Source organism: Streptomyces longwoodensis (assembly GCF_001514125.1).
GTDB lineage: Bacteria > Actinomycetota > Actinomycetes > Streptomycetales > Streptomycetaceae > Streptomyces > Streptomyces longwoodensis.
This window is the reverse complement of sequence record NZ_KQ948551.1, coordinates 475,572-495,227: the sequence shown is the minus strand read 5'-3', so window position 1 is coordinate 495,227 and position 19,656 is coordinate 475,572. Positions and strand designations below refer to the sequence as shown.

The 19,656-nt window shown below is 72.2% G+C and carries 12 protein-coding genes and 1 tRNA gene; 3 read left to right on the top strand and 10 right to left on the bottom strand.

Annotated elements, in window-relative coordinates; translation table 11 throughout:
* Window positions 1-46: 46 nt before the first annotated feature.
* On the bottom strand, window positions 47-700 hold the full coding sequence (locus AQJ30_RS11230; RefSeq protein ID WP_067231981.1) for an ANTAR domain-containing response regulator: 654 nt from the start codon (window positions 698-700) through the stop codon (window positions 47-49).
* A gap of 102 nt (window positions 701-802) precedes the next feature.
* On the opposite strand from AQJ30_RS11230, the gene AQJ30_RS11225 reads away from it, so the two are divergent.
* Window positions 803-875, top strand: a tRNA-Leu gene (locus AQJ30_RS11225).
* A 112-nt stretch (window positions 876-987) separates the two neighbouring features.
* Here AQJ30_RS11225 and pyk read toward each other — a convergent pair.
* Window positions 988-2,424 carry a pyruvate kinase gene (gene pyk / locus AQJ30_RS11220; protein WP_067231978.1) on the bottom strand — a complete coding sequence of 479 codons (1,437 nt, stop codon included), beginning with the start codon at window positions 2,422-2,424 and terminating at the stop codon, window positions 988-990.
* A gap of 275 nt (window positions 2,425-2,699) precedes the next feature.
* On the opposite strand from pyk, the gene AQJ30_RS11215 reads away from it, so the two are divergent.
* Window positions 2,700-4,511, top strand: a complete 1,812-nt coding sequence (locus AQJ30_RS11215; RefSeq protein ID WP_067231976.1) for a bifunctional metallophosphatase/5'-nucleotidase — start codon at window positions 2,700-2,702, stop codon at window positions 4,509-4,511.
* Window positions 4,512-4,594: 83 nt separating this feature from the next.
* Here the strand turns inward: AQJ30_RS11215 and AQJ30_RS11210 are convergent, their stop codons facing one another.
* The 5 genes from AQJ30_RS11210 to AQJ30_RS11190 form a co-directional block, all read right to left on the bottom strand.
* Complete coding sequence (locus AQJ30_RS11210) at window positions 4,595-6,070, bottom strand: lysine N(6)-hydroxylase/L-ornithine N(5)-oxygenase family protein (RefSeq protein WP_079083969.1); 1,476 nt, start codon at window positions 6,068-6,070, stop codon at window positions 4,595-4,597.
* Window positions 6,067-7,425, bottom strand: coding sequence for a pyridoxal phosphate-dependent decarboxylase family protein (locus AQJ30_RS11205; protein WP_067231974.1), 1,359 nt, complete (start codon window positions 7,423-7,425; stop codon window positions 6,067-6,069). Before AQJ30_RS11205 ends, AQJ30_RS11210 begins: the two co-directional genes overlap by 4 nt.
* Window positions 7,426-7,619: 194 nt before the next feature.
* Complete coding sequence (pepN, locus tag AQJ30_RS11200; protein ID WP_067232668.1) at window positions 7,620-10,106, bottom strand: aminopeptidase N; 2,487 nt, start codon at window positions 10,104-10,106, stop codon at window positions 7,620-7,622.
* Between the two features lie 143 nt (window positions 10,107-10,249).
* The gene (locus AQJ30_RS11195; protein ID WP_067231973.1) at window positions 10,250-10,852 is read right to left on the bottom strand and encodes a response regulator; all 603 of its coding nucleotides are present in this window, start codon (window positions 10,850-10,852) and stop codon (window positions 10,250-10,252) included.
* Between the two features lie 152 nt (window positions 10,853-11,004).
* On the bottom strand, window positions 11,005-11,355 hold the full coding sequence (locus AQJ30_RS11190) for a chorismate mutase (protein WP_067231972.1): 351 nt from the start codon (window positions 11,353-11,355) through the stop codon (window positions 11,005-11,007).
* A 67-nt stretch (window positions 11,356-11,422) separates the two neighbouring features.
* On the opposite strand from AQJ30_RS11190, the gene AQJ30_RS11185 reads away from it, so the two are divergent.
* A complete protein-coding gene (locus tag AQJ30_RS11185; protein ID WP_067231971.1) occupies window positions 11,423-12,307 on the top strand; it encodes a hypothetical protein in 885 nt (294 codons plus the stop codon).
* Between the two features lie 61 nt (window positions 12,308-12,368).
* On the opposite strand, the gene AQJ30_RS11180 is transcribed toward AQJ30_RS11185, so the two are convergent.
* The 3 genes from AQJ30_RS11180 to gltB all read right to left on the bottom strand — a co-directional run bounded on the left by AQJ30_RS11180 (window position 12,369) and on the right by gltB (window position 19,348).
* A complete protein-coding gene (locus tag AQJ30_RS11180; RefSeq protein WP_067231970.1) occupies window positions 12,369-13,091 on the bottom strand; it encodes a vWA domain-containing protein in 723 nt (240 codons plus the stop codon).
* A 202-nt stretch (window positions 13,092-13,293) separates the two neighbouring features.
* Window positions 13,294-14,757: a glutamate synthase subunit beta gene (locus tag AQJ30_RS11175; RefSeq protein WP_067231969.1), complete on the bottom strand. Its 1,464-nt coding sequence runs from the start codon at window positions 14,755-14,757 to the stop codon at window positions 13,294-13,296.
* Entirely contained in the window at window positions 14,750-19,348 is a 4,599-nt protein-coding gene (gene gltB / locus AQJ30_RS11170; protein ID WP_079083968.1) for a glutamate synthase large subunit, read from the bottom strand. Before gltB ends, AQJ30_RS11175 begins: the two co-directional genes overlap by 8 nt.
* Window positions 19,349-19,656: the final 308 nt, after the last annotated feature.

Genomic DNA, 19,656 nt, shown 5'->3' with positions numbered 1-19,656 from the left:
CCCGCAGGAGGGGGGCGCGGGCCTCGGCCGTGCGCGGGGCGGGCGCTCAGCCCTTGGACGCCTTCTTCTCCTCGGCGTCCTGGATGACGGCCTCGGCGACCTGCTGCATCGACATGCGCCGGTCCATCGAGGTCTTCTGGATCCAGCGGAAGGCGGCCGGCTCGGTCAGGCCGTACTCGGTCTGCAGGATCGACTTGGCGCGGTCCACCAGCTTGCGGGTCTCCAGGCGCTGGGAGAGGTCGGCGACCTCCTTCTCCAGCTCCTTCAGCTCGGTGAAGCGGGAGACGGCCATCTCGATGGCGGGCACGACGTCGCTCTTGCTGAAGGGCTTGACCAGGTAGGCCATGGCGCCGGCGTCGCGGGCCCGCTCGACCAGGTCGCGCTGGGAGAACGCGGTGAGCATCAGCACCGGGGCGATGCGGTCCTCGGCGATCTGCTCGGCCGCCGAGATGCCGTCGAGCTTGGGCATCTTCACGTCGAGGATGACGAGGTCGGGCCGGTGCTCGCGGGCGAGCTCCACGGCCTGCTCACCGTCACCGGCCTCGCCGACGACCGTGTAGCCCTCCTCCTCCAGCATTTCCTTGAGGTCGAGGCGGATCAGGGCCTCGTCCTCGGCGATGACGACTCGGGTCGTCAGCGGAGGCACGTGCGACTTGTCGTCGTCGGGCGCGTCTACGGGCTGGGGCGACTCGGCGGTCACGGGGGCTCCTCGTTCAGGGCAGGGGTACTGCTGACAAGAGCCTACCCAGCTACGGTAAGGTGGGGACACGGCGGGTAGCCGTCGTCCTTCGTTTTGAAGGGGGCCCCGGTAGCCCAGCGGTAGAGGCAATGGTCTCAAACACCATCCAGCGTCGGTTCGAATCCGACCCGGGGTACTTTTCTTAGGAATCCAAGGTCACCCTTTTCTGTGCGCCGACAGCGGCCGCCGGAAAAGGAAAAGGGCCCCTCCGAAAAGGGGGGCCCTTTTCTCGTGTCCAGGTGTCCCGCTCACTTCGGCGCGTCGTCCTCGCCGATGTGGTGCACGCGGACGAGGTTCGTGGAGCCGGAGACACCGGGCGGGGAACCGGCCGTGATGACCACGACGTCGCCCTGGGCGCAGCGGCCGTACTTCAGCAGCAGTTCGTCCACCTGGTCGACCATCGCGTCCGTGGAGTCGACGTGCGGGCCGAGGAAGGTCTCCACGCCCCAGGACAGGCTCAGTTGGGAGCGGGTGGCCGGATCCGGGGTGAAGGCCAGCAGCGGGATCGGCGAGCGGTAGCGGGACAGCCGGCGGGCGGTGTCACCGGACTGGGTGAACGCGACCAGGAACTTCGCCCCCAGGAAGTCGCCCATCTCGGCGGCCGCCCGCGCCACCGCGCCGCCCTGGGTGCGGGGCTTGTTGCGGTCGGTCAGCGGCGGCAGGCCCTTGGCGAGCATGTCCTCCTCGGCGGCCTCGACGATCTTCGCCATGGTGCGGACCGTCTCGATCGCGTACTTGCCCACGCTGGTCTCGCCCGAGAGCATCACCGCATCCGTGCCGTCGAGGACCGCGTTGGCGACGTCGCTTGCCTCGGCGCGGGTGGGGCGGCTGTTCTCGATCATGGAGTCGAGCATCTGGGTGGCCACGATCACCGGCTTGGCGTTGCGCCTGGCGAGCTTGATCGCGCGCTTCTGGACGACGGGCACCTGCTCCAGGGGCATCTCGACGCCGAGGTCGCCGCGGGCGACCATGATGCCGTCGAACGCGGCGACGATGTCCTCGACGGCCTCGACGGCCTGCGGCTTCTCGACCTTGGCGATGACCGGCAGCCGGCGCCCCTCCTCGTCCATGATCCGGTGGACGTCCTCGATGTCGCGGCCGCTGCGCACGAAGGACAGTGCGATGACGTCGAAGCCGGTGCGCAGCGCCCAGCGCAGGTCCGCCTCGTCCTTGCCGGACAGGGCGGGCACCGAGACGGCGACCCCGGGCAGGTTGAGGCCCTTGTGGTCGGAGACCACGCCGCCCTCGACGACCTCGGTGTGCACGTGCGGGCCGTCGACGGAGGTCACTTCCAGGCAGACCTTGCCGTCGTCGACGAGGATGCGCTCCCCGGCGCCGACGTCGCCGGCCAGGCCGGTGTAGGTGGTGCCGCAGCGCCGCCGGTCGCCCTCCACACCGGGTTCCACGGTGATGGTGAAGGCGTCCCCGCGTTCAAGGAGTACGGGGCCTTCGGCGAAGCGGCCGAGGCGGATCTTCGGGCCCTGAAGATCGGCGAGGAGACCGACGCTGCGGCCGGTTTCGTCGGCGGCCTTGCGGACGTGCCGGTAGCGCTCCTCGTGTTCGGCGTACAGGCCGTGGCTGAGGTTGAAGCGGGCTACGTCCATTCCGGCGTCGACCAGCGCTTTGATCTGGTCGTACGAATCGGTGGCGGGGCCCAGGGTACAGACGATCTTTGCTCGGCGCATGAGTCGAGCCTAGGCCTTACCGCCGGGTAGGGAATTGGTCGCACATGACGACTCAACCACCGCTCGATGAAAGGTGATTGACAAGTGTTGAATTGTGCGGACGGGCGCTCCGATGAGCATTTCCGACACCGCTTTCCGGCTGTTTCTCGCCCGTCCGGGTGAGACAGGTCACCAGATCGCAACCTCGTGGACCTGTTGCGGCCGGTCATGCACGGGTCAGAATCTACGCGCGCTGATCTACGCGCGTCGTACCGTTCGCCCGAGGAGCCCCAGACATGCCCCTGAACCGCCGGAAGTTCCTGACGAAGACCGCCGCGACCGGGGCGGGGGTGGCGATCGCGGGCGCGGCCGCGGCTCCGGCGGCGCAGGCCGCGGACGGGCCGGCCGGCAAGGGGCCCAAGCGGCCCAAGCGGTACGCGCTGACCGTGATGGGCACGACCGACCTGCACGGTCACGTCTTCAACTGGGACTACTTCAAGGACGCGGAGTACAAGGACGCCGCGGGCAACGCGCAGGGCCTGGCCCGGATCTCCACCCTGGTGAACCAGGTGCGCGCCGAGAAGGGCCGCCGCAACACGCTGCTGCTGGACGCCGGCGACACGATCCAGGGCACCCCGCTGACGTACTACTACGCCAAGGTCGACCCGATCACCGCGCAGGGCGGCCCGGTGCACCCGATGGCCCAGGCGATGAACGCCATCGGCTACGACGCGGCGGCGCTCGGCAACCACGAGTTCAACTACGGCATCGAGACCCTGCGCACCTTCGAGGACCAGCTGGACTTCCCGCTGCTCGGCGCCAACGCGGTCGACGCCAAGACGCTGAAGCCCGCCTTCCCGCCCTACTTCATCAAGACGTTCCACGTGCCGGGGGCCAAGCCGGTCAAGGTCGGCGTGCTGGGCCTGACCAACCCGGGCATCGCGATCTGGGACAAGGCGTACGTGCAGGGCAAGCTGAAGTTCGAGGGCCTGGAGGAGCAGGCCGCGAAGTGGGTGCCCAAGCTGAAGTCGCTCGGCGCGGACGTGGTCGTGGTCTCGGCGCACTCGGGCACCTCGGGGACGTCGTCGTACGGCGACCAGGTGCCGTACGTGGAGAACGCGGCCGCCAACGTCGCCCGGCTGGTCCCGGACATCGACGCGATCCTGGTCGGCCACGCGCACCTGGAGATCCCGGAGCTGAAGGTCGTCAACGAGAAGACGGGCCGGACGGTCGTGCTGTCCGAGCCGCTGGCGTTCGCCGAGCGGCTGTCGCTGTTCGACGTCGAGCTGGTCTTCGACAAGGGCCGCTGGAGCGTGGAGTCGGTCTCGGCGAAGGTGCTCAACTCCAACGCGGTCGCCGACGACCCGCGCATCACCCGGCTGCTGGGCGACGAGCACGCCAAGGTCGTCGCGTACGTCAACCAGGTCGTGGGCACCGCCACCGCGACCCTCACCACCGTCGAGGCCCGCTACAAGGACGCCCCGATCATCGACCTGATCACCAAGGTGCAGGAGGACGTGGTCAAGGCGGCCCTGGCCGGCACCGCGTACGCCTCGCTGCCGGTGATCGCGCAGGCCTCGCCGTTCTCCCGCACCTCGGAGATCCCGGCCGGCGACGTGACCATCCGGGACCTGTCCGGCCTGTACGTGTACGACAACACGCTGGTCGCCAAGCTGATGACCGGCGCGCAGGTGCGGGCGTACCTGGAGTACTCCGCGCAGTACTTCGTGCAGACGCCCGCGGACGTGGTGGTCGACGTGGAGAAGCTGACCAACTCCGGCGGCCGCCCGGACTACAACTACGACTACGTGTCGGGTCTGTCGTACGACATCGACATCGCCCAGCCGGCCGGGTCCCGCATCAAGAACCTGACGTTCGCCGGCGCACCGCTGGACGACGCGCAGCAGTTCGTGCTGGCGGTGAACAACTACCGTGCCAACGGCGGCGGCGCGTTCCCGTACGTCGCCTCGGCGCAGGAGCTGTGGTCGGAGTCCACGGAGATCCGCACCCGGATCGCCGAGTGGGTCACCGCCAAGGGCGTGCTGGACCCGAAGGACTTCGCGTCGGTGGACTGGAAGCTCACGCGCAACGGCACGCCGGTCTTCTAGCCGAAGCGGGGGTGACGAGGCCGGGCGGCGGCCACGACGACCACGGTCGTCGGGCGTGGCCGTCGCCCGGGTCCGGCCGGGCGCTACCGGCCGTCGGTCAGCGGGGTGAGGGCCGGGGCCTTCGCGCCCTGCGGCGGGACGCGCGGGTGCGGGTCCAGGCCGAAGGTGGTGAAGGCCGTACGGCCGGGCAGGGGGTAGGTCTCCTTGCCGGTCAGGGTGTTGAGGATGGTCGCGCTGCGCCAGGCGGCGAGTCCGAGGTCGGGGGCGCCGACGCCGTGGGTGTGCCGCTCGGCGTTCTGGACGAACACCGCACCGGTGACGGACGCGTCCAGCACCAGCCGGAACTCCTCGTCCACGCGCGGGCGTCCGGCGCCGTCACGGCGCAGGTACGGGTCGAGGCCGGCCAGGACGCCCTCCAGGGGGCGTTCGCGGTAGCCGGTGGCCAGGACGACGGCGTCGGTGGTGAGCCGGGACCGGCTGTCCTGCTGGACGTGTTCCAGGTGCAGTTCGACCTTGGTGGTGGCCAGGCGGCCCGCGGTGCGCACGCGGACGCCGGGGGTGAGGACGGCGTCGGGCCAGCCGCCGTGCAGGCTGCGCCGGTACAGCTCGTCGTGGACGGCGGCCAGGGTGCCCGCGTCGACGCCCTTGTGCAGCTGCCACTGGGCGGCCACCAGCCGGTCCCGCACGGCTTCGGGCAGGGCGTGGAAGTAGCGGGTGTAGTCGGGCGTGAAGTGCTCCAGGCCGAGCTTGGAGTACTCCATGGGCGCGAACGCCTCGGTGCGGCCGATCCAGTGCAGCGCCTCGCGGCCCGCAGGGCGGCGGCGCAGCAGGTCCAGGAAGACCTCGGCACCGCTCTGGCCGGAGCCGACGACGGTGACGTGCCCCGCCGCGAGGATCGCCTCACGGTGGGCGAGGTAGTCGGCGGCGTGCACGACGGGCGCCCCGGGCGCGTTCACCAGGGGGCGCAGCGGCTCGGGCACGTAGGGCTCGGTGCCGACGCCGAGGACGACGTTGCGGGTGTAGGTGCGCCCCAGGGCCTCGGCCTCGCCGTCGGCGTCGAGCTGGGTGAAGTCCACCTCGAACACCTCGCGTTCGGGGTTCCAGCGCACGGCGTCGACCTGGTGGCGGAAGTGCAGTCCGGGCAGGTTCCGGGCGACCCAGCGGCAGTAGGCGTCGTACTCGGCGCGGTGCAGGTGGAAGCGCTCGGCGAAGTAGAACGGGAAGAGCCGGTCGCGGGACCTGAGGTGGTTGAGGAACGTCCAGGGGCTGGCCGGGTCGACGAGCGTGACCAGGTCGGCGAGGAAGGGCACCTGCACCCGGGCGTCGTCGAGCAGGAGCCCGGGGTGCCAGTCGAAGCCGGGGCGCTGTTCGTAGAACACGGCGTCGAGTTCGGCGAGCGGCTGGGCGAGGGCGGCGAGGGAGAGGTTGCAGGGCCCGATGCCGATGCCGACGAGGTCACGGGGGCGGTCGGGGGTGCTGCGCGGGGCCGCCGGGGCGGGTGACGGGTCCGGGACGGGGGACGGGTCCGGGACGGGGGACGGGTCCGGGGTGCGGATCATCTGGGGGTGCTTCCTTCCACCAGGTCGAGGAGTCCGGCCAGGTCGGCGGGCCGGGTGTGGGGGTTGAGGAGGGTGGTCTTGAGCCAGAGCCGGCCGTCGTGGCGGGCCCGGCCGAGGACGGCGCGGCCGTCGGCGAGCAGGGTGCGGCGTACGGCGGCGACGGCGTCGTCCGTGGCCCGCGCGGGCCGGAACAGCACGGTGCTGATCACGGGCGGCGCGCACAGGTCGAGGCCGGGCCGGGCGGCGACCTGGCCGGCGAGCTCCTCGGCGAGGGCGCACACCCGGTCCACGAGGGCGCCGAGTCCGCCGCGGCCCAGGGTCCGCAGCGTGACGGCGATCTTCAGGACGTCGGGGCGGCGGCTGGTGCGCAGGGACCGCCCGAGGAGGTCGGGCAGGCCGGCCCCAGTGTCGTCGTCGGCGTTGAGGTAGTCGGCGCGCTGGTGGAGTGCGGCGAGGTCGTCCGGGTCGCGGACCGCGAGCAGGCCGGCGGCGACCGGCTGCCAGCCGAGCTTGTGCAGGTCGAGGGTGACGGTGTCGGCGGCGTCGAGCCCGGCCAGCTTGGCGCGGTGCCGCTCGCTGAACAACAGGCCGCCCCCGTAGGCCGCGTCGACGTGCAGGCGGGCGCCGTGGGCGGCGCACCGGGCGGCGACGGCGGGCAGCGGGTCGATCAGGCCGGCGTCGGTGGTGCCCGCGGTCGCGGCGACGAGCACGGGGCCGGGCAGCGTGGTGAGGGCCGCGTCCAGGGCGGCCGGGTCCAGCAGGCCGGCCGGGGCGGGCACGACCACCGGCTCCGGCAGGCCGAGGAGCCAGGCGGCCCGCGGCAGGGAGTGGTGGGCGTTGGCGCCGTGCACCAGGCGCAGACCGGGCCCGTGGCGTTCGCGGGCGAGCAGCAGGGCGAGCTGGTTGGACTCGGTGCCGCCGGTGGTGACCAGGGCGTCGGCGAGGCCAGCGTGCCGGGCGAGGGCCCGGGTGACCCGTGCCTCCAGTGCGGAGGCGGCCGGGGCCTGGTCCCAGGAGTCCAGGGAGGGGTTGAGCGCGCCCGCGGCGAGGTCGGCGGCGACCGCGACGGCGAGCGGCGGGCAGTGCAGGTGGGCCGCGCACAGTGCGTCGGCCGGGTCGGCGGCGCCCTCGGCGAGCACCCGCACCAGCGTGGCGAGCGCGTCGGGGTCGCCGTCCTCGGGCAGGACGTCCCCCAGCGCGTCCCCGACCCGGGCGTCGACGGCCCCGGGACCGCCCGCGGGCAGCGGGCCGCCCCGCGCGCGGTCCCCCGCGGCGAGCGCGTCCAGCACGACGCCGAGCAACGCCCGTAGGGCGCGGGTGCCTTCGGGGCCCGAGGCGAGCGGCGGCGTGCTCATGGTCGTCCTCCCGGGGGCGACACGTACGGACGCTTCCAGCGTGTACGCATCACACGCCACCGCGCCCGCGAACCCCGGCGATCAGAACCCGAAAGGGGGTACTGCCGCACGTGGGGCACCCCTCGGGGGCACGACCGGGATAGAGGACGGGGCACGGCCGGGTGGCCGTGCCCCGTATCGAGCGGCGGGAGGGGTCAGACCGACGTCGTGCGGACCCGCAGCGCGCGGGACAGGTCGTCGAGCTGGTCGACCAGCTTGCGGCGCAGCGCCGGGGTGGCCTCGTCCCGGGCCAGGCACGCCTCGCCCAGCCGCAGGGTCTCCTCGTCCACCGCGTGGGCCGGGAACGCCCAGCGGCCGGCCGCCTCGGCCATCGCGGTGCCCCGGCGGGCGGCCAGGCCGACGGCGTCGTCGTAGAAGCGCGCCACGTACGGCCGGAGCAGCTCGGCCTGTTCGGGCTGCCAGAAGCCCTGCGCGGTGGCCGTGAAGAGGTAGTTGGACAGGTCGTCCCGGACGAACATCGCCTCCCAGGCGCGCTTCTTGGCCCCGGCGTCCGGCAGCGCCGCGCGGCACCGGGCGGCGCCCTCCTGTCCGGTGGCGGACGGGTCGCGCTCCAGCTCGGCGGCGACGGCGGCCTCGTCGGTCGCGCCCAGTACGGCGAGCCGGCCGAGGACGCGCCAGCGCAGGTCGGGGTCGAGCTCCGGGCCACCGGGCACGATGCCGTCGGCCAGCCAGGCGGCGATCGTGTCGGGGTGCGCGGCCACGTCGATGAAGTGGCGCACGGCGATCAGCCGCAGGCCGGGGTCGTCGCCGTCCTCGGTGCGCCGGATGAGGTCCCGGCACAGCGCGGCGAGCCCGGCGAGCGCGGCCGGACGGTCCTCGGGGGCCACGTACCGGTCGGCGATCTGCCCGGTGGCGAAGGACAGGACGCCCTGGACGAGGGCGAGGTCGCGCTCGTGCGGCAGGTGGGTGCGGGCGACCTCCAGGTAGGCGGCGGGCGCCAGCTCCCCGTCGCGGACGGCGTCGCGCAGGGCGCTCCAGACGACGGCGCGGGTCAGCGGGTCGGGCAGCCCGCACAGGCCGGTGCGGACCGCCTCGAAGGAGTCCGCGTCGAAGCGGATCTTGGCGTAGGTGACGTCGCCGTCGTTGAGCAGCAGCAGCGCGGGCTTCTTGCCGATCGGCTGCGGCGCGCTCTGCGGCACGTCCACCTCGACGCGCTCGCGCAGCACCAGCCGGCCCTCGTCGGAGAGGTCCTGGTCGTACAGGCCGACGCAGATGCGGTGCGGGCGGCTGCCGGTGCGCTCCACGGTGAGCAGGCGGTCGCCGTTGGTGCCGCTGACGGTGGGGACGAGCGTGTCGACGCCGGTGGTGCGCAGCCACGCGTCGGCCCAGGCGTGGACGTCGCGGTCGGTGGCGGAGGCGAGGGAGTCGATGAAGTCGGCGAGGGCCGCGTTGCCGAACCGGTGCCGGGCGAAGTGCACGTTGATGCCGGCGAGGAAGTCCTTCTCGCCGAGCCAGGCGACCAGTTGGCGCAGCGCGGAGGCGCCCTTGGCGTAGGAGATGCCGTCGAAGTTGAGCATCGCGGAGGCGGTGTCGGGGACGGCGTCGGGGGCCACCGGGTGGGTGGAGGGGCGCTGGTCGGCGTCGTAGCCCCAGGGCTTGCGGACGACGCCGAACTCGGTCCACGGGTCGGTGAAGCGGGTGGCCTCGGTGAGGGTCTGGTAGCCCATGTACTCGGCGAACGACTCGTTCAGCCAGATGTCGTCCCACCAGCGCAGGGTGACGAGGTCGCCGAACCACATGTGGGCCATCTCGTGGGCGACCACCATGGCGCGGGTCTGCCGCTCGGTGTCGGTGACGGCGGAGCGGTAGACGAACTCGTCGCGGAAGGTGACCAGGCCCGGGTTCTCCATGGCGCCGGCGTTGAACTCGGGGACGAACGCCTGGTCGTAGGAGTCGAACGGGTAGGGCTCCTCGAACTTCTCGTGGTAGCGGTCGAAGCACTGCCGGGTGATCTCGAACAGCTCGTCGGCGTCCGCGTCGAGGTGGGGCGCGAGGGAGCGGCGGCAGTGCAGGCCGAAGGGCAGCCCGCGGTGCTCGGTGCGCACGGAGTGCCAGGGGCCGGCGGCGACGGCGACCAGGTAGGTGGAGATCAGCGGGGTGGCCGCGGCCCGCCACGTGCCGTCGCCCAGGTGCTCGGTGACGCCGTTGGCGAGGACGCTCCAGCCCTCGGGGGCCTTCACCGTGAGCTCGAAGACGGCCTTGAGGTCGGGCTGGTCGAAGGCGGCGAAGACGCGCTGGACGTCCTCCATGAACAGCTGGGTGTAGAGGTAGGTCTCGCCGTCGGTGGGGTCGGTGAAGCGGTGCATGCCCTCGCCGGTGCGGGAGTAGCGCATGGTCGCCTCGACGCGCAGCTCGTGCTCGCCCGCCCTGAGGCCCTCCAGCGGCAGGCGGTTGCCGTCCAGGGCCCCGGGGTCCAGCGGCTGGCCGTCGAGGCTCGCGGAGTGCAGCTCGGCGGGCTTGAGCTCGACGAAGGTGTCCGCGCCCGTGCGCGCGGTGAACCGGATGACGGTCGACGAGGCGAAGGTCTCGTCACCGCCGGTCAGGTCGAGCTCGATGGTGTAGCGGTGGACGTCGAGGAGCTGGGCACGGGTCTGCGCTTCGTCGCGCGTCAGTACGGACATGGACGACATGCTGCCTGATGGTGTGGTCCGGGCACAGGGCCGGACCGGTACGCGCGCTATGTCCCTTCCCGCGCGGGAGCCGGGCACGGCGGGGCGCGGGAGCGGGCGCGGCGGGGCGCGGGAGCGGGCGCGGCGGGGTGCCCTCAGACCGTGTCGCGCCGCTCCGCGTCCCGCCGGGCCGCGTCGCGCTGGGTGGGGACGCGGGCGTCCGGGCGGGGCACGGCCTGCACGGCGGTGCACGGGTCGTCCGGGCGGGACAGGGCCTGCACGGCGGTGCGCGGGTCGTCCGGGCCGCGGCCGGGCGCGGTGCCGGCCTCGACCAGGGCGCGCAGTCCGCGGACCTCCCGCTCCAGGGCCAGGCGGCGCTGGTGGGCGTCGTACAGGTAGCGGACCTTGGTGCGCAGGGACCCGGGGTCGACCGGCTTGGGCAGCAGGTCGGCGACGCCGAGGTCGAAGGCGGCCGAGGTCAGCGCAGGGTCGAGGCCGAAGCCGGTGAGCAGCACGACGGGGATGTGCTGGGTCTGCTCCAGGCGGCGCAGGTAGCGCACCACGTCCAGGCCGCCCACGTCGGGCATGCACACATCGAGCAGGACCAGCCCGACCCGGCCGCGCAGCACCTCCTTGAGGGCCTCGTCGCCGCCGGCGACACAGCACAGCCGGTGGCCCAGCGGGGCGAGCGCGCTCTCCAGCGCGTACCGCGTGTCCCGGTGGTCGTCGACGATGAGGATCCTGGCATCCGACGGCATGGCCCACGTCCCTCCCGCGGCAGGACCACCAGCTTACGTCGCCCCCCTGACGGTGGGTGCCCGCCGGCTCACGACCGGTGCGCGCCGCGGCCGGTTTCCGACGGTGCCCCGCCCGTGCCTCCCCCGCGCCCCGCCCGGCGGATCACTCCAGGTCAGCCGCCGGTGACCGGTGAGGTGCCGAGCGCGTCGTCGGCGATCCGCTCGTGGTGGCGGATCACCTCGGCGATGATGAAATTGAGGAACTTCTCAGCGAAGGCCGGGTCCAGCTTGGCGCTCTCGGCGAGCGAGCGCAGCCGGGCGATCTGCCGGGCCTCGCGCGCCGGGTCGGCGGGCGGCAGCTGGTGGCGGGCCTTGAGGTGGCCGACCTGCTGCGTGCACTTGAAGCGCTCGGCGAGCATGTGGACGACGGCCGCGTCGATGTTGTCGATGCTGTCCCGCAGTCGCGCGAGCTCCTCGCGCACGGCCGGATCGACGTCACCGGTTCCGGTGGTGCTGGTGGTCATGGGCGTTCACCCTAGTGCGTCGCCGTAGAGTGGAAAGCGGGTGCACGGCTGGCTTGGGGGTGCGGGCGTGGCGAACGGCGGACCGGTGGAGCGCGGTTACCCCCACCTGGAGACGGTGCGGGCGGCGATCACCGCGCTGTACAAGCGGCTGTCCTACGACACCATCCACGCGTTCGACACCAGTGTGGCGCCGGTGGACGTGGCGTTCTGCGACACCGACGACCTGTACCTGGGCGCGCAGCGGGTGGCGCGCGAGCTGGTGCGGCACTACCGGCTGCCGGACGCCCGGCTGGTCGTCGGCTTCCGGCGCATGGAGCACGCGGCGAACATCGAACTCACCGCGGGCCCCGAGTACTTCGTCGAGCTGAACGACCGGTTCCGCACCCATCGGCGGGACATCGGCGCGGCCCTGGCGCACGAGATCGCGCACGTGTACCTGCACCGGGTGGACCTCTCCTTCCCCGGCACCCGGGACAACGAGATCCTCACCGACACGGCCACGACGTACCTGGGCGCGGGCTGGCTGCTCCTCGACGCGTTCCGGGAGGACGGGGTGTCCTCCCAGAAGCTGGGCTACCTCACGCCGGAGGAGTTCGGGTACGTCCTGGCGAAGCGGTCGCTGGTGTTCGGGGAGGACCCGTCGGCCTGGTTCACCAGTCCGCAGGCCTACGAGGCGTACGGACGGGGGCTGGAGCGGGCCCGCTCCGACGCGTGCCGGCCTCCGCTGACGGCGGCGGGCTGGGCGGGCCGACGGCGCTACGCGCACGACCGCCGCCACGCCCGGGACCACCCGGCACCGGACGCCCCGTACACGTTCACGCCGGACTCCCCCGGCCCCCTCCGCGTGACGTTCCCCTGCCCGACCTGCCACGCACGCGTCCGGGTCCCCGTCCGGGGCCGGATACGAGCACGATGCGGCCTGTGCCACACGGTCCTGGACTGCGACACCTGACACCGGCCGACCGCCAGGGCCTCAAGGGCAGGTCTGCACTGACGGGCTGTCCCGCCCGCCCTCACCCGCTGACGATCCCCCGGGCCCGCGCGGCCCTCAGCCACCGCGGGAACTCGCCCAGCAGGCGGTCGTACAGGTCGGCGTCGGACACCGCGCGGGGGTGGGGACCGGCGTGGAAGAAGCCGGCGTTGTCGACGGTCCGCCGGGCCGGCACGGGCAGTTCGTCGAGCGTGCGCAGGAAGTCGAACTGGCGGCTGCCCGGGTCGCCGAAGCCGATGAACTGCCAGAACAGCGGCAGCGTCGAGGCCTTGCACAGGTAGCGCTCGGCGGCGAGCTTGCTCGTCGGGCCTCCGTCGGTCTGGAAGACCACCAGGGCGGGCGCGGTGGCGCCGCTGTCGAGGTAGTGGTCGATGACCGCGTCCATCGCCAGGTGGTAGTTGGTCCTGCCCATGTGCCCGAGGCCGGTGGCGATCCGCGCGACCCGCCCCTCGTGGTCGTCGAGCGCGATCTCGCTCACGGCATCGATCCCGGTGGAGAAGAACACCACGGGCACCCGCCCGTCGTCGTCCAGGTGGGCGGACAGTCCCAGCACCCGGTCGGCGAGCGCCTGCACGCTGCCGTCACGGAAGTAGGGCCGCATGGAGCCGGAGTGGTCGACCACCAGGTACACGGCGGCCCGCTCCCCGGTCAGTTGGTGCTTGGTGAGGCTGACCGCGGCGGACTTGTACAGGTCGACCAGCGCCGGCGCGGTCTCCTCCACCTTGCTGAGACTGATCGCCGCCATGACCCCACCCCTTCGCCACCGGACGGCGCGCGCCGCCCCGGTCGTCCGCCGCCGGCCCCACCGGCCGTGCCGGTGCCCAACCTGCCACAGGAACCGGCCACGGGCGGCGGAAAAGGCGTGGCGCCTGCCCGGTCGTCCGGTCGGGGACAGGGGGCAGGCGCCGGGTGTTCCGTACGCCGTTGTACGGGACGTTCTGGGGGCCTCAGACCATCAGGGAGCGGTCCGTCGGGCGGATGGGGGCCGGCAGGTCGCTCGCGCCGGTCAGGAACCGGTCGACGCCGCGGGCGGCCGAGCGGCCCTCCGCGATCGCCCACACGATGAGCGACTGGCCGCGGCCCGCGTCACCGGCGACGAACACGCCCGGCACGTTGGTCCGGTAGTCGCCGTCGCGGGCGATGTTGCCGCGCTCGTCGAGGTCCAGGCCGAACTGCTCGACCAGGCCGTTCTCCCGGTCGGTGCCGGTGAAGCCCATGGCCAGGGTGACCAGCTGCGCGGGGATCTTGCGCTCGGTGCCCGGCTTCGGGGTCAGCCTGCCCTCGACGAACTCCACCTCGGACAGGTGCAGCCACTGGACGTTGCCGTCCTCGTCGCCCTCGAAGTGGGTGGTGGAGACGGAGTAGACCCGCTCACCGCCCTCCTCGTGGGCGCTGGTGACCTTGTACAGCATCGGGAAGGTCGGCCAGGGCTGGTTCGTCGGGTGCCGGTCCTCGTTCGGGCGGGGCATGATCTCCAGCTGCGTGACGGAGGCCGCGCCCTGGCGGTGGGCGGTGCCCACGCAGTCGGCGCCGGTGTCACCGCCGCCGATGACCACGACGTGCTTGCCCTCGGCCGAGATCGGGGGCGTCACGAAGTCGCCCTCCTGCACCTTGTTGGCCAGCGGCAGGTACTCCATGGCCTGGTGGATGCCCTTGAGCTCGCGCCCGGGCACCGGCAGGTCGCGGGCCGTGGTCGCGCCGACGGCGAGGACGACCGCGTCGTAGCGCTTCTTCAGGTCCGTGGCCTTCAGGTCGCGGCCGATCTCGACACCGGTCCGGAAGCGGGTGCCCTCCGCGCGCATCTGCTCGATGCGCCGGTTGATGTGCCGCTTCTCCATCTTGAACTCGGGGATGCCGTAGCGCAGGAGGCCGCCGACGCGGTCCGCGCGCTCGTACACCGCGACCGTGTGGCCGGCCCGGGTCAGCTGCTGGGCGGCGGCCAGGCCCGCCGGGCCCGAGCCGACGACCGCGACGGTCTTGCCCGACAGGCGCTCGGGGATCTGCGGGGCGACGTCCCCGGTCTCCCACGCCTTGTCGATGATCGAGACCTCGACGTTCTTGATGGTGACCGGCGGCTGGTTGATGCCGAGCACGCACGCCGACTCGCAGGGGGCCGGGCACAGACGGCCGGTGAACTCCGGGAAGTTGTTGGTCGCGTGCAGCCGTTCCTGCGCGGCCGACCAGTCCTCGCGGTAGGCGTAGTCGTTCCACTCGGGGATGAGGTTCCCCAGCGGACAGCCGTTGTGGCAGAACGGGATGCCGCAGTCCATGCACCGGCTGGCCTGCTTGCTGATGATCGGCAGCAGGGAGCCGGGGACGTAGACCTCGTTCCAGTCCCTGACGCGCTCGTCGACGGGACGGGTCTTGGCGACCTCACGGCCGTGGTTCAGGAAGCCCTTCGGGTCAGCCATTGATCGCCGCCTCCATCATCTTCTCGGTGATCTCGGACTCGGAGAGACCGGCTCGCTCGGCGGCGTCCTTGGCGGCGAGCACTGCCTTGTACGTACTGGGGATGATCTTGCTGAAGCGCTGGACGGCGGTGTCCCACTCGGCAAGGAGCTTGCCGGCCACGGTCGAGCCGGTCTCCTCCTGGTGGCGGCGCACGACCTCGTGCAGCCACTGCTGGTCGGCCTCGTCCAGCTCCCGCACCGACTCCAGGTTGCCGACGTTGACGTTGTCGCGGTCGAGGTCGATGACGTAGGCGACGCCACCGGACATGCCGGCCGCGAAGTTGCGGCCCGTCGGGCCGAGCACCACCGCGTGACCGCCGGTCATGTACTCGCAGCCGTGGTCGCCCACGCCCTCGGAGACCACCAGCGCGCCGGAGTTGCGCACGCAGAACCGCTCACCGGTGCGCCCGCGCAGGAACAGCTCCCCGCCGGTCGCGCCGTAGCCGATGGTGTTGCCCGCGATCGTCGAGTACTCGGCGAGGTGGTCGGCGGCCCGGTCCGGGCGCACCACGATCCGGCCGCCGGACAGGCCCTTGCCGACGTAGTCGTTGGCGTCGCCCTCCAGGCGCAGCGTCACACCGCGCGGCAGGAACGCGCCGAAGGACTGGCCGGCCGAGCCCGTGAAGGTGATGTCGATGGTGTCGTCGGGCAGGCCCGCGCCACCGAACTTCTTCGTCACCTCGTGGCCGAGCATGGTGCCGACCGTGCGGTTGATGTTGCGGATGGCGACCTGGGCGCGCACCGGCTGGGCGTCGTGCGCCGCGTCGGCGGCCAGCGCGTCGGCGGCGAGCCGGATCAGCTCGTTGTCGAGCGCCTTCTCCAGCCCGTGGTCCTGGACGGCGACCTGGTGGCGCACCGCGCCCTCGGGCAGGGCGGGCACGTGGAACAGCGGGGCCAGGTCCAGGCCTTGGGCCTTCCAGTGGTCCACGGCACGCTCGACGTCCAGCACCTCGGCGTGGCCGACGGCCTCCTCGACGGAGCGGAAGCCCAGCTCGGCCAGCAGCTCGCGGACCTCCTCGGCGATGAACCGGAAGAAGTTCACCACGTACTCGGCCTTGCCGGCGAAGCGGTCGCGCAGCACCGGGTTCTGGGTGGCGATGCCGACCGGGCAGGTGTCCAGGTGGCAGACGCGCATCATGACGCAGCCGGAGACGACGAGCGGCGCGGTCGCGAAACCGAACTCCTCGGCGCCCAGCAGCGCGGCGATGACCACGTCGCGGCCGGTCTTGAGCTGGCCGTCGGTCTGCACCACGATCCGGTCGCGCAGGCCGTTGAGCAGCAGCGTCTGCTGGGTCTCGGCGAGGCCGAGCTCCCAGGGGCCGCCCGCGTGCTTGAGCGAGGTGAGCGGGGAGGCGCCGGTGCCGCCGTCGTGGCCGGAGATGAGCACCACGTCCGCGTGCGCCTTGGACACACCCGCCGCGACCGTGCCGACGCCGACCTCGGAGACCAGCTTCACGTGGATCCGCGCCTGCGGGTTCGCGTTCTTCAGGTCGTGGATCAGCTGGGCGAGGTCCTCGATGGAGTAGATGTCGTGGTGCGGCGGCGGGGAGATCAGACCGACGCCCGGCGTCGAGTGCCGCGTCTTGGCGACCCACGGGTAGACCTTGTGGCCGGGCAGCTGGCCGCCCTCGCCGGGCTTGGCGCCCTGGGCCATCTTGATCTGGATGTCGTCCGCGTTGACCAGGTACTCCGAGGTCACGCCGAAGCGGCCGGAGGCGACCTGCTTGATGGCGGACCGGCGCGCCGGGTCGTACAGGCGCTCGGGGTCCTCGCCGCCCTCACCGGTGTTGGACTTGCCGCCCAGCTGGTTCATGGCGATGGCGAGGGTCTCGTGCGCCTCCTGGGAGATGGAGCCGTACGACATGGCGCCGGTGGAGAAGCGCTTGACGATCTCGGAGACCGGCTCGACCTCCTCGACGGGGATCGAGGGGCGGTCGGACTTGAAGCCGAACAGGCCGCGCAGCGTCATCAGGCGCTCGGACTGCTCGTTCACCCGGTCCGTGTACTTCTTGAAGATGTCGTAGCGGGCGGTGCGCGTGGAGTGCTGGAGGCGGAAGACCGTCTCCGGGTCGAACAGGTGCGGCTCGCCCTCGCGGCGCCACTGGTACTCGCCGCCGATGTCCAGCGCGCGGTGCGCGGGGGCGATGCCGGAGGCCGGGTAGGCCTTGGCGTGGCGGGCGGCGACCTCCTTGGCGACGACGTCGATGCCGACGCCGCCGATCTTGGTGGCGGTGCCGCTGAAGTACTTCTCCACGAACGACTGCTCCAGGCCGACGGCCTCGAAGACCTGGGCGCCGCGGTAGGAGGCGACGGTGGAGATGCCCATCTTGGACATCACCTTCAGCACGCCCTTGCCGAGGGCGTAGATCAGGTTCTTGAGGGCCTGCTCGGTCTCCAGGCCGTTCAGGAAGGTGCCCGCGCGCAGCAGGTCCTCCACCGACTCCATCGCCAGGTACGGGTTGACCGCGGCGGCGCCGTAGCCGATGAGCAGGGCGACGTGGTGGACCTCGCGGACGTCGCCGGCCTCGACCAGCAGGCCCACGTGGGTGCGCTGCTTGGTGCGGATGAGGTGGTGGTGGACGGCCGCGGTGAGCAGCAGCGACGGGATCGGCGCGTGCTCGGCGTCGGAGTGGCGGTCCGACAGCACGATCAGCCGGGCGCCGTTCTCGATCGCGGCGTCGGCCTCGGCGCAGATCTCCTCGATCCGCGCGGCCAGCGCCTCGCCGCCGCCGTGCACCCGGTACAGGCCGGACAGGGTCGCGGCCTTGAAGCCGGGCATGTCGCCGTCGGCGTTGATGTGGATGAGCTTGGCCAGCTCGTCGTTGTCGATGACCGGGAAGGGCAGCACGACGGACCGGCAGGACGCGGCGGTCGGGTCCAGCAGGTTGCCCTGGGGGCCCAGCGACGAGCGCAGGGAGGTGACCAGTTCCTCGCGGATCGCGTCCAGCGGCGGGTTGGTGACCTGGGCGAACAGCTGGGTGAAGTAGTCGAACAGCAGCCGCGGGCGCTCGGACAGGGCCGCGATCGGCGAGTCGGTGCCCATGGAGCCGATCGGCTCGGCGCCGGTGCGGGCCATCGGGGCGAGGATGACGCGCAGCTCCTCCTCGGTGTACCCGAAGGTCTGCTGGCGGCGGGTGACCGAGGCGTGGGTGTGCACGATGTGCTCGCGCTCGGGCAGGTCGGACAGCTCGATCTCGCCGGCCTCCAGCCACTCGGCGTACGGCTTCTCCGCCGCGAGCTGGGCCTTGATCTCCTCGTCCTCGATGATGCGGTGCTCGGCGGTGTCCACGAGGAACATCCGGCCGGGCTGCAGGCGGCCCTTGCGGACCACCTTCGCGGGGTCGATGTCGAGGACGCCGACCTCGGAGCCGAGGACGACGAGGCCGTCGTCGGTGACCCAGTAGCGGCCGGGGCGCAGGCCGTTGCGGTCGAGTACGGCGCCGACCTGGGTGCCGTCGGTGAAGCAGACGCAGGCGGGGCCGTCCCAGGGCTCCATCATCGTGGAGTGGTACTGGTAGAAGGCGCGCCGGGCCGGGTCCAGGGAGGCGTGGTTCTCCCAGGCCTCGGGGATCATCATCAGCACCGAGTGGGGCAGCGACCGCCCGCCGAGGTGCAGCAGCTCCAGGACCTCGTCGAAGGAGGCGGAGTCGGAGGCGTCCGGCGTACAGACCGGGAAGATCCGCTCGAGGTCCTTCTGGCTGGACCCCAACAGCTCGGAGGCCAGCTGCGACTCGCGGGCACGCATCCAGTTGCGGTTGCCCTTGACGGTGTTGATCTCACCGTTGTGCGCGACGAAGCGGTACGGGTGTGCGAGCGGCCACGACGGGAAGGTGTTCGTGGAGAACCGGGAGTGCACGAGCGCGATCGCGGAGGCGAAGCGGCGGTCGGACAGGTCCGGGAAGAAGGGCTCCAGCTGGCCGGTGGTCAGCATGCCCTTGTAGACGAGGGTCCGCGCGGACAGCGACGGGAAGTAGACGCCGACCTCGCGCTCGGCGCGCTTGCGCACCACGAACGCCTTGCGGTCCAGGGCGATGTCCCGGCTGGTGCCGTCGGCGACGAACAGCTGCCGGAAGGCGGGCATCGTCGAGCGGGCGGTGGCGCCGAGCAGTTCGGGGGCGACGGGGACGTCACGCCAGCCGAGGACCGTGAGGCCCTCCTCGGCGGCGATCGTCTCGATGCGCGAGACGGCGTCGGCGGCGTCCTGCGGCGGCAGGAAGGCGATGCCGACGGCGTACGAGCCCGCCTCGGGCAGTTCGAATCCGGCCACCTCGCGGAAGAAGGCGTCGGGCACCTGGGAGAGCAGGCCGGCGCCGTCGCCCGAGTCGGGCTCGGAGCCGGTGGCGCCACGGTGTTCGAGGTTGCGCAGTACGGTCAGCGCCTGCTCGACCAGCGTGTGGCTCGCCTCACCGGTGAGGGTGGCCACGAAACCGACGCCGCACGCGTCGTGCTCGTTGCGGGGGTCGTACATACCCTGCGCAGCAGGGCGAGCATCCATGAAGGACCAGTTCTGGCCGTTCGCGGAGTGCTGGGACGGCTGGCGCGGCGTACGCATCGGCTCTCCCGTCGTCGTCAAGTGGCATGTGCAGTGCCGAGGGACGACGCTGGCCCTCTGCGTGAGTGCAAAATTTCGTGCAGGTTACATGATGGAGCGATTCTCGGGAAGCGGGATAATCCGTTCCACCATGCGGACGTCGCGGGGGTGGCGACGGGGCGCCGCACCGGGCGGCACAAAGGCTGTGGGGGACCGAGGGGGACAGATCGGTGTCCGTCGGTCCGGGGGCGGAAGGGCGTCCTCGCCCGTTCCAGGGGTGCGCCTCGGGCGTCATTGCCCCCAGCGCTTACGGCTCATGCCCGATGGTC

Coding starts and splice junctions, on each gene's coding strand:
- gltB (WP_079083968.1), bottom strand. CDS start 19,348: ATGCGTACGCCGCGCCAGCCGTCCCAGCACTCCGCGAACGGCCAGAAC.
- AQJ30_RS11205 (WP_067231974.1), bottom strand. CDS start 7,425: ATGAGCACGCCGCCGCTCGCCTCGGGCCCCGAAGGCACCCGCGCCCTA.
- AQJ30_RS11210 (WP_079083969.1), bottom strand. CDS start 6,070: ATGATCCGCACCCCGGACCCGTCCCCCGTCCCGGACCCGTCCCCCGTC.
- AQJ30_RS11180 (WP_067231970.1), bottom strand. CDS start 13,091: ATGGCGGCGATCAGTCTCAGCAAGGTGGAGGAGACCGCGCCGGCGCTG.
- pepN (WP_067232668.1), bottom strand. CDS start 10,106: ATGTCCGTACTGACGCGCGACGAAGCGCAGACCCGTGCCCAGCTCCTC.
- AQJ30_RS11195 (WP_067231973.1), bottom strand. CDS start 10,852: ATGCCGTCGGATGCCAGGATCCTCATCGTCGACGACCACCGGGACACG.
- AQJ30_RS11190 (WP_067231972.1), bottom strand. CDS start 11,355: ATGACCACCAGCACCACCGGAACCGGTGACGTCGATCCGGCCGTGCGC.
- pyk (WP_067231978.1), bottom strand. CDS start 2,424: ATGCGCCGAGCAAAGATCGTCTGTACCCTGGGCCCCGCCACCGATTCG.
- AQJ30_RS11175 (WP_067231969.1), bottom strand. CDS start 14,757: ATGGCTGACCCGAAGGGCTTCCTGAACCACGGCCGTGAGGTCGCCAAG.
- AQJ30_RS11215 (WP_067231976.1), top strand. CDS start 2,700: ATGCCCCTGAACCGCCGGAAGTTCCTGACGAAGACCGCCGCGACCGGG.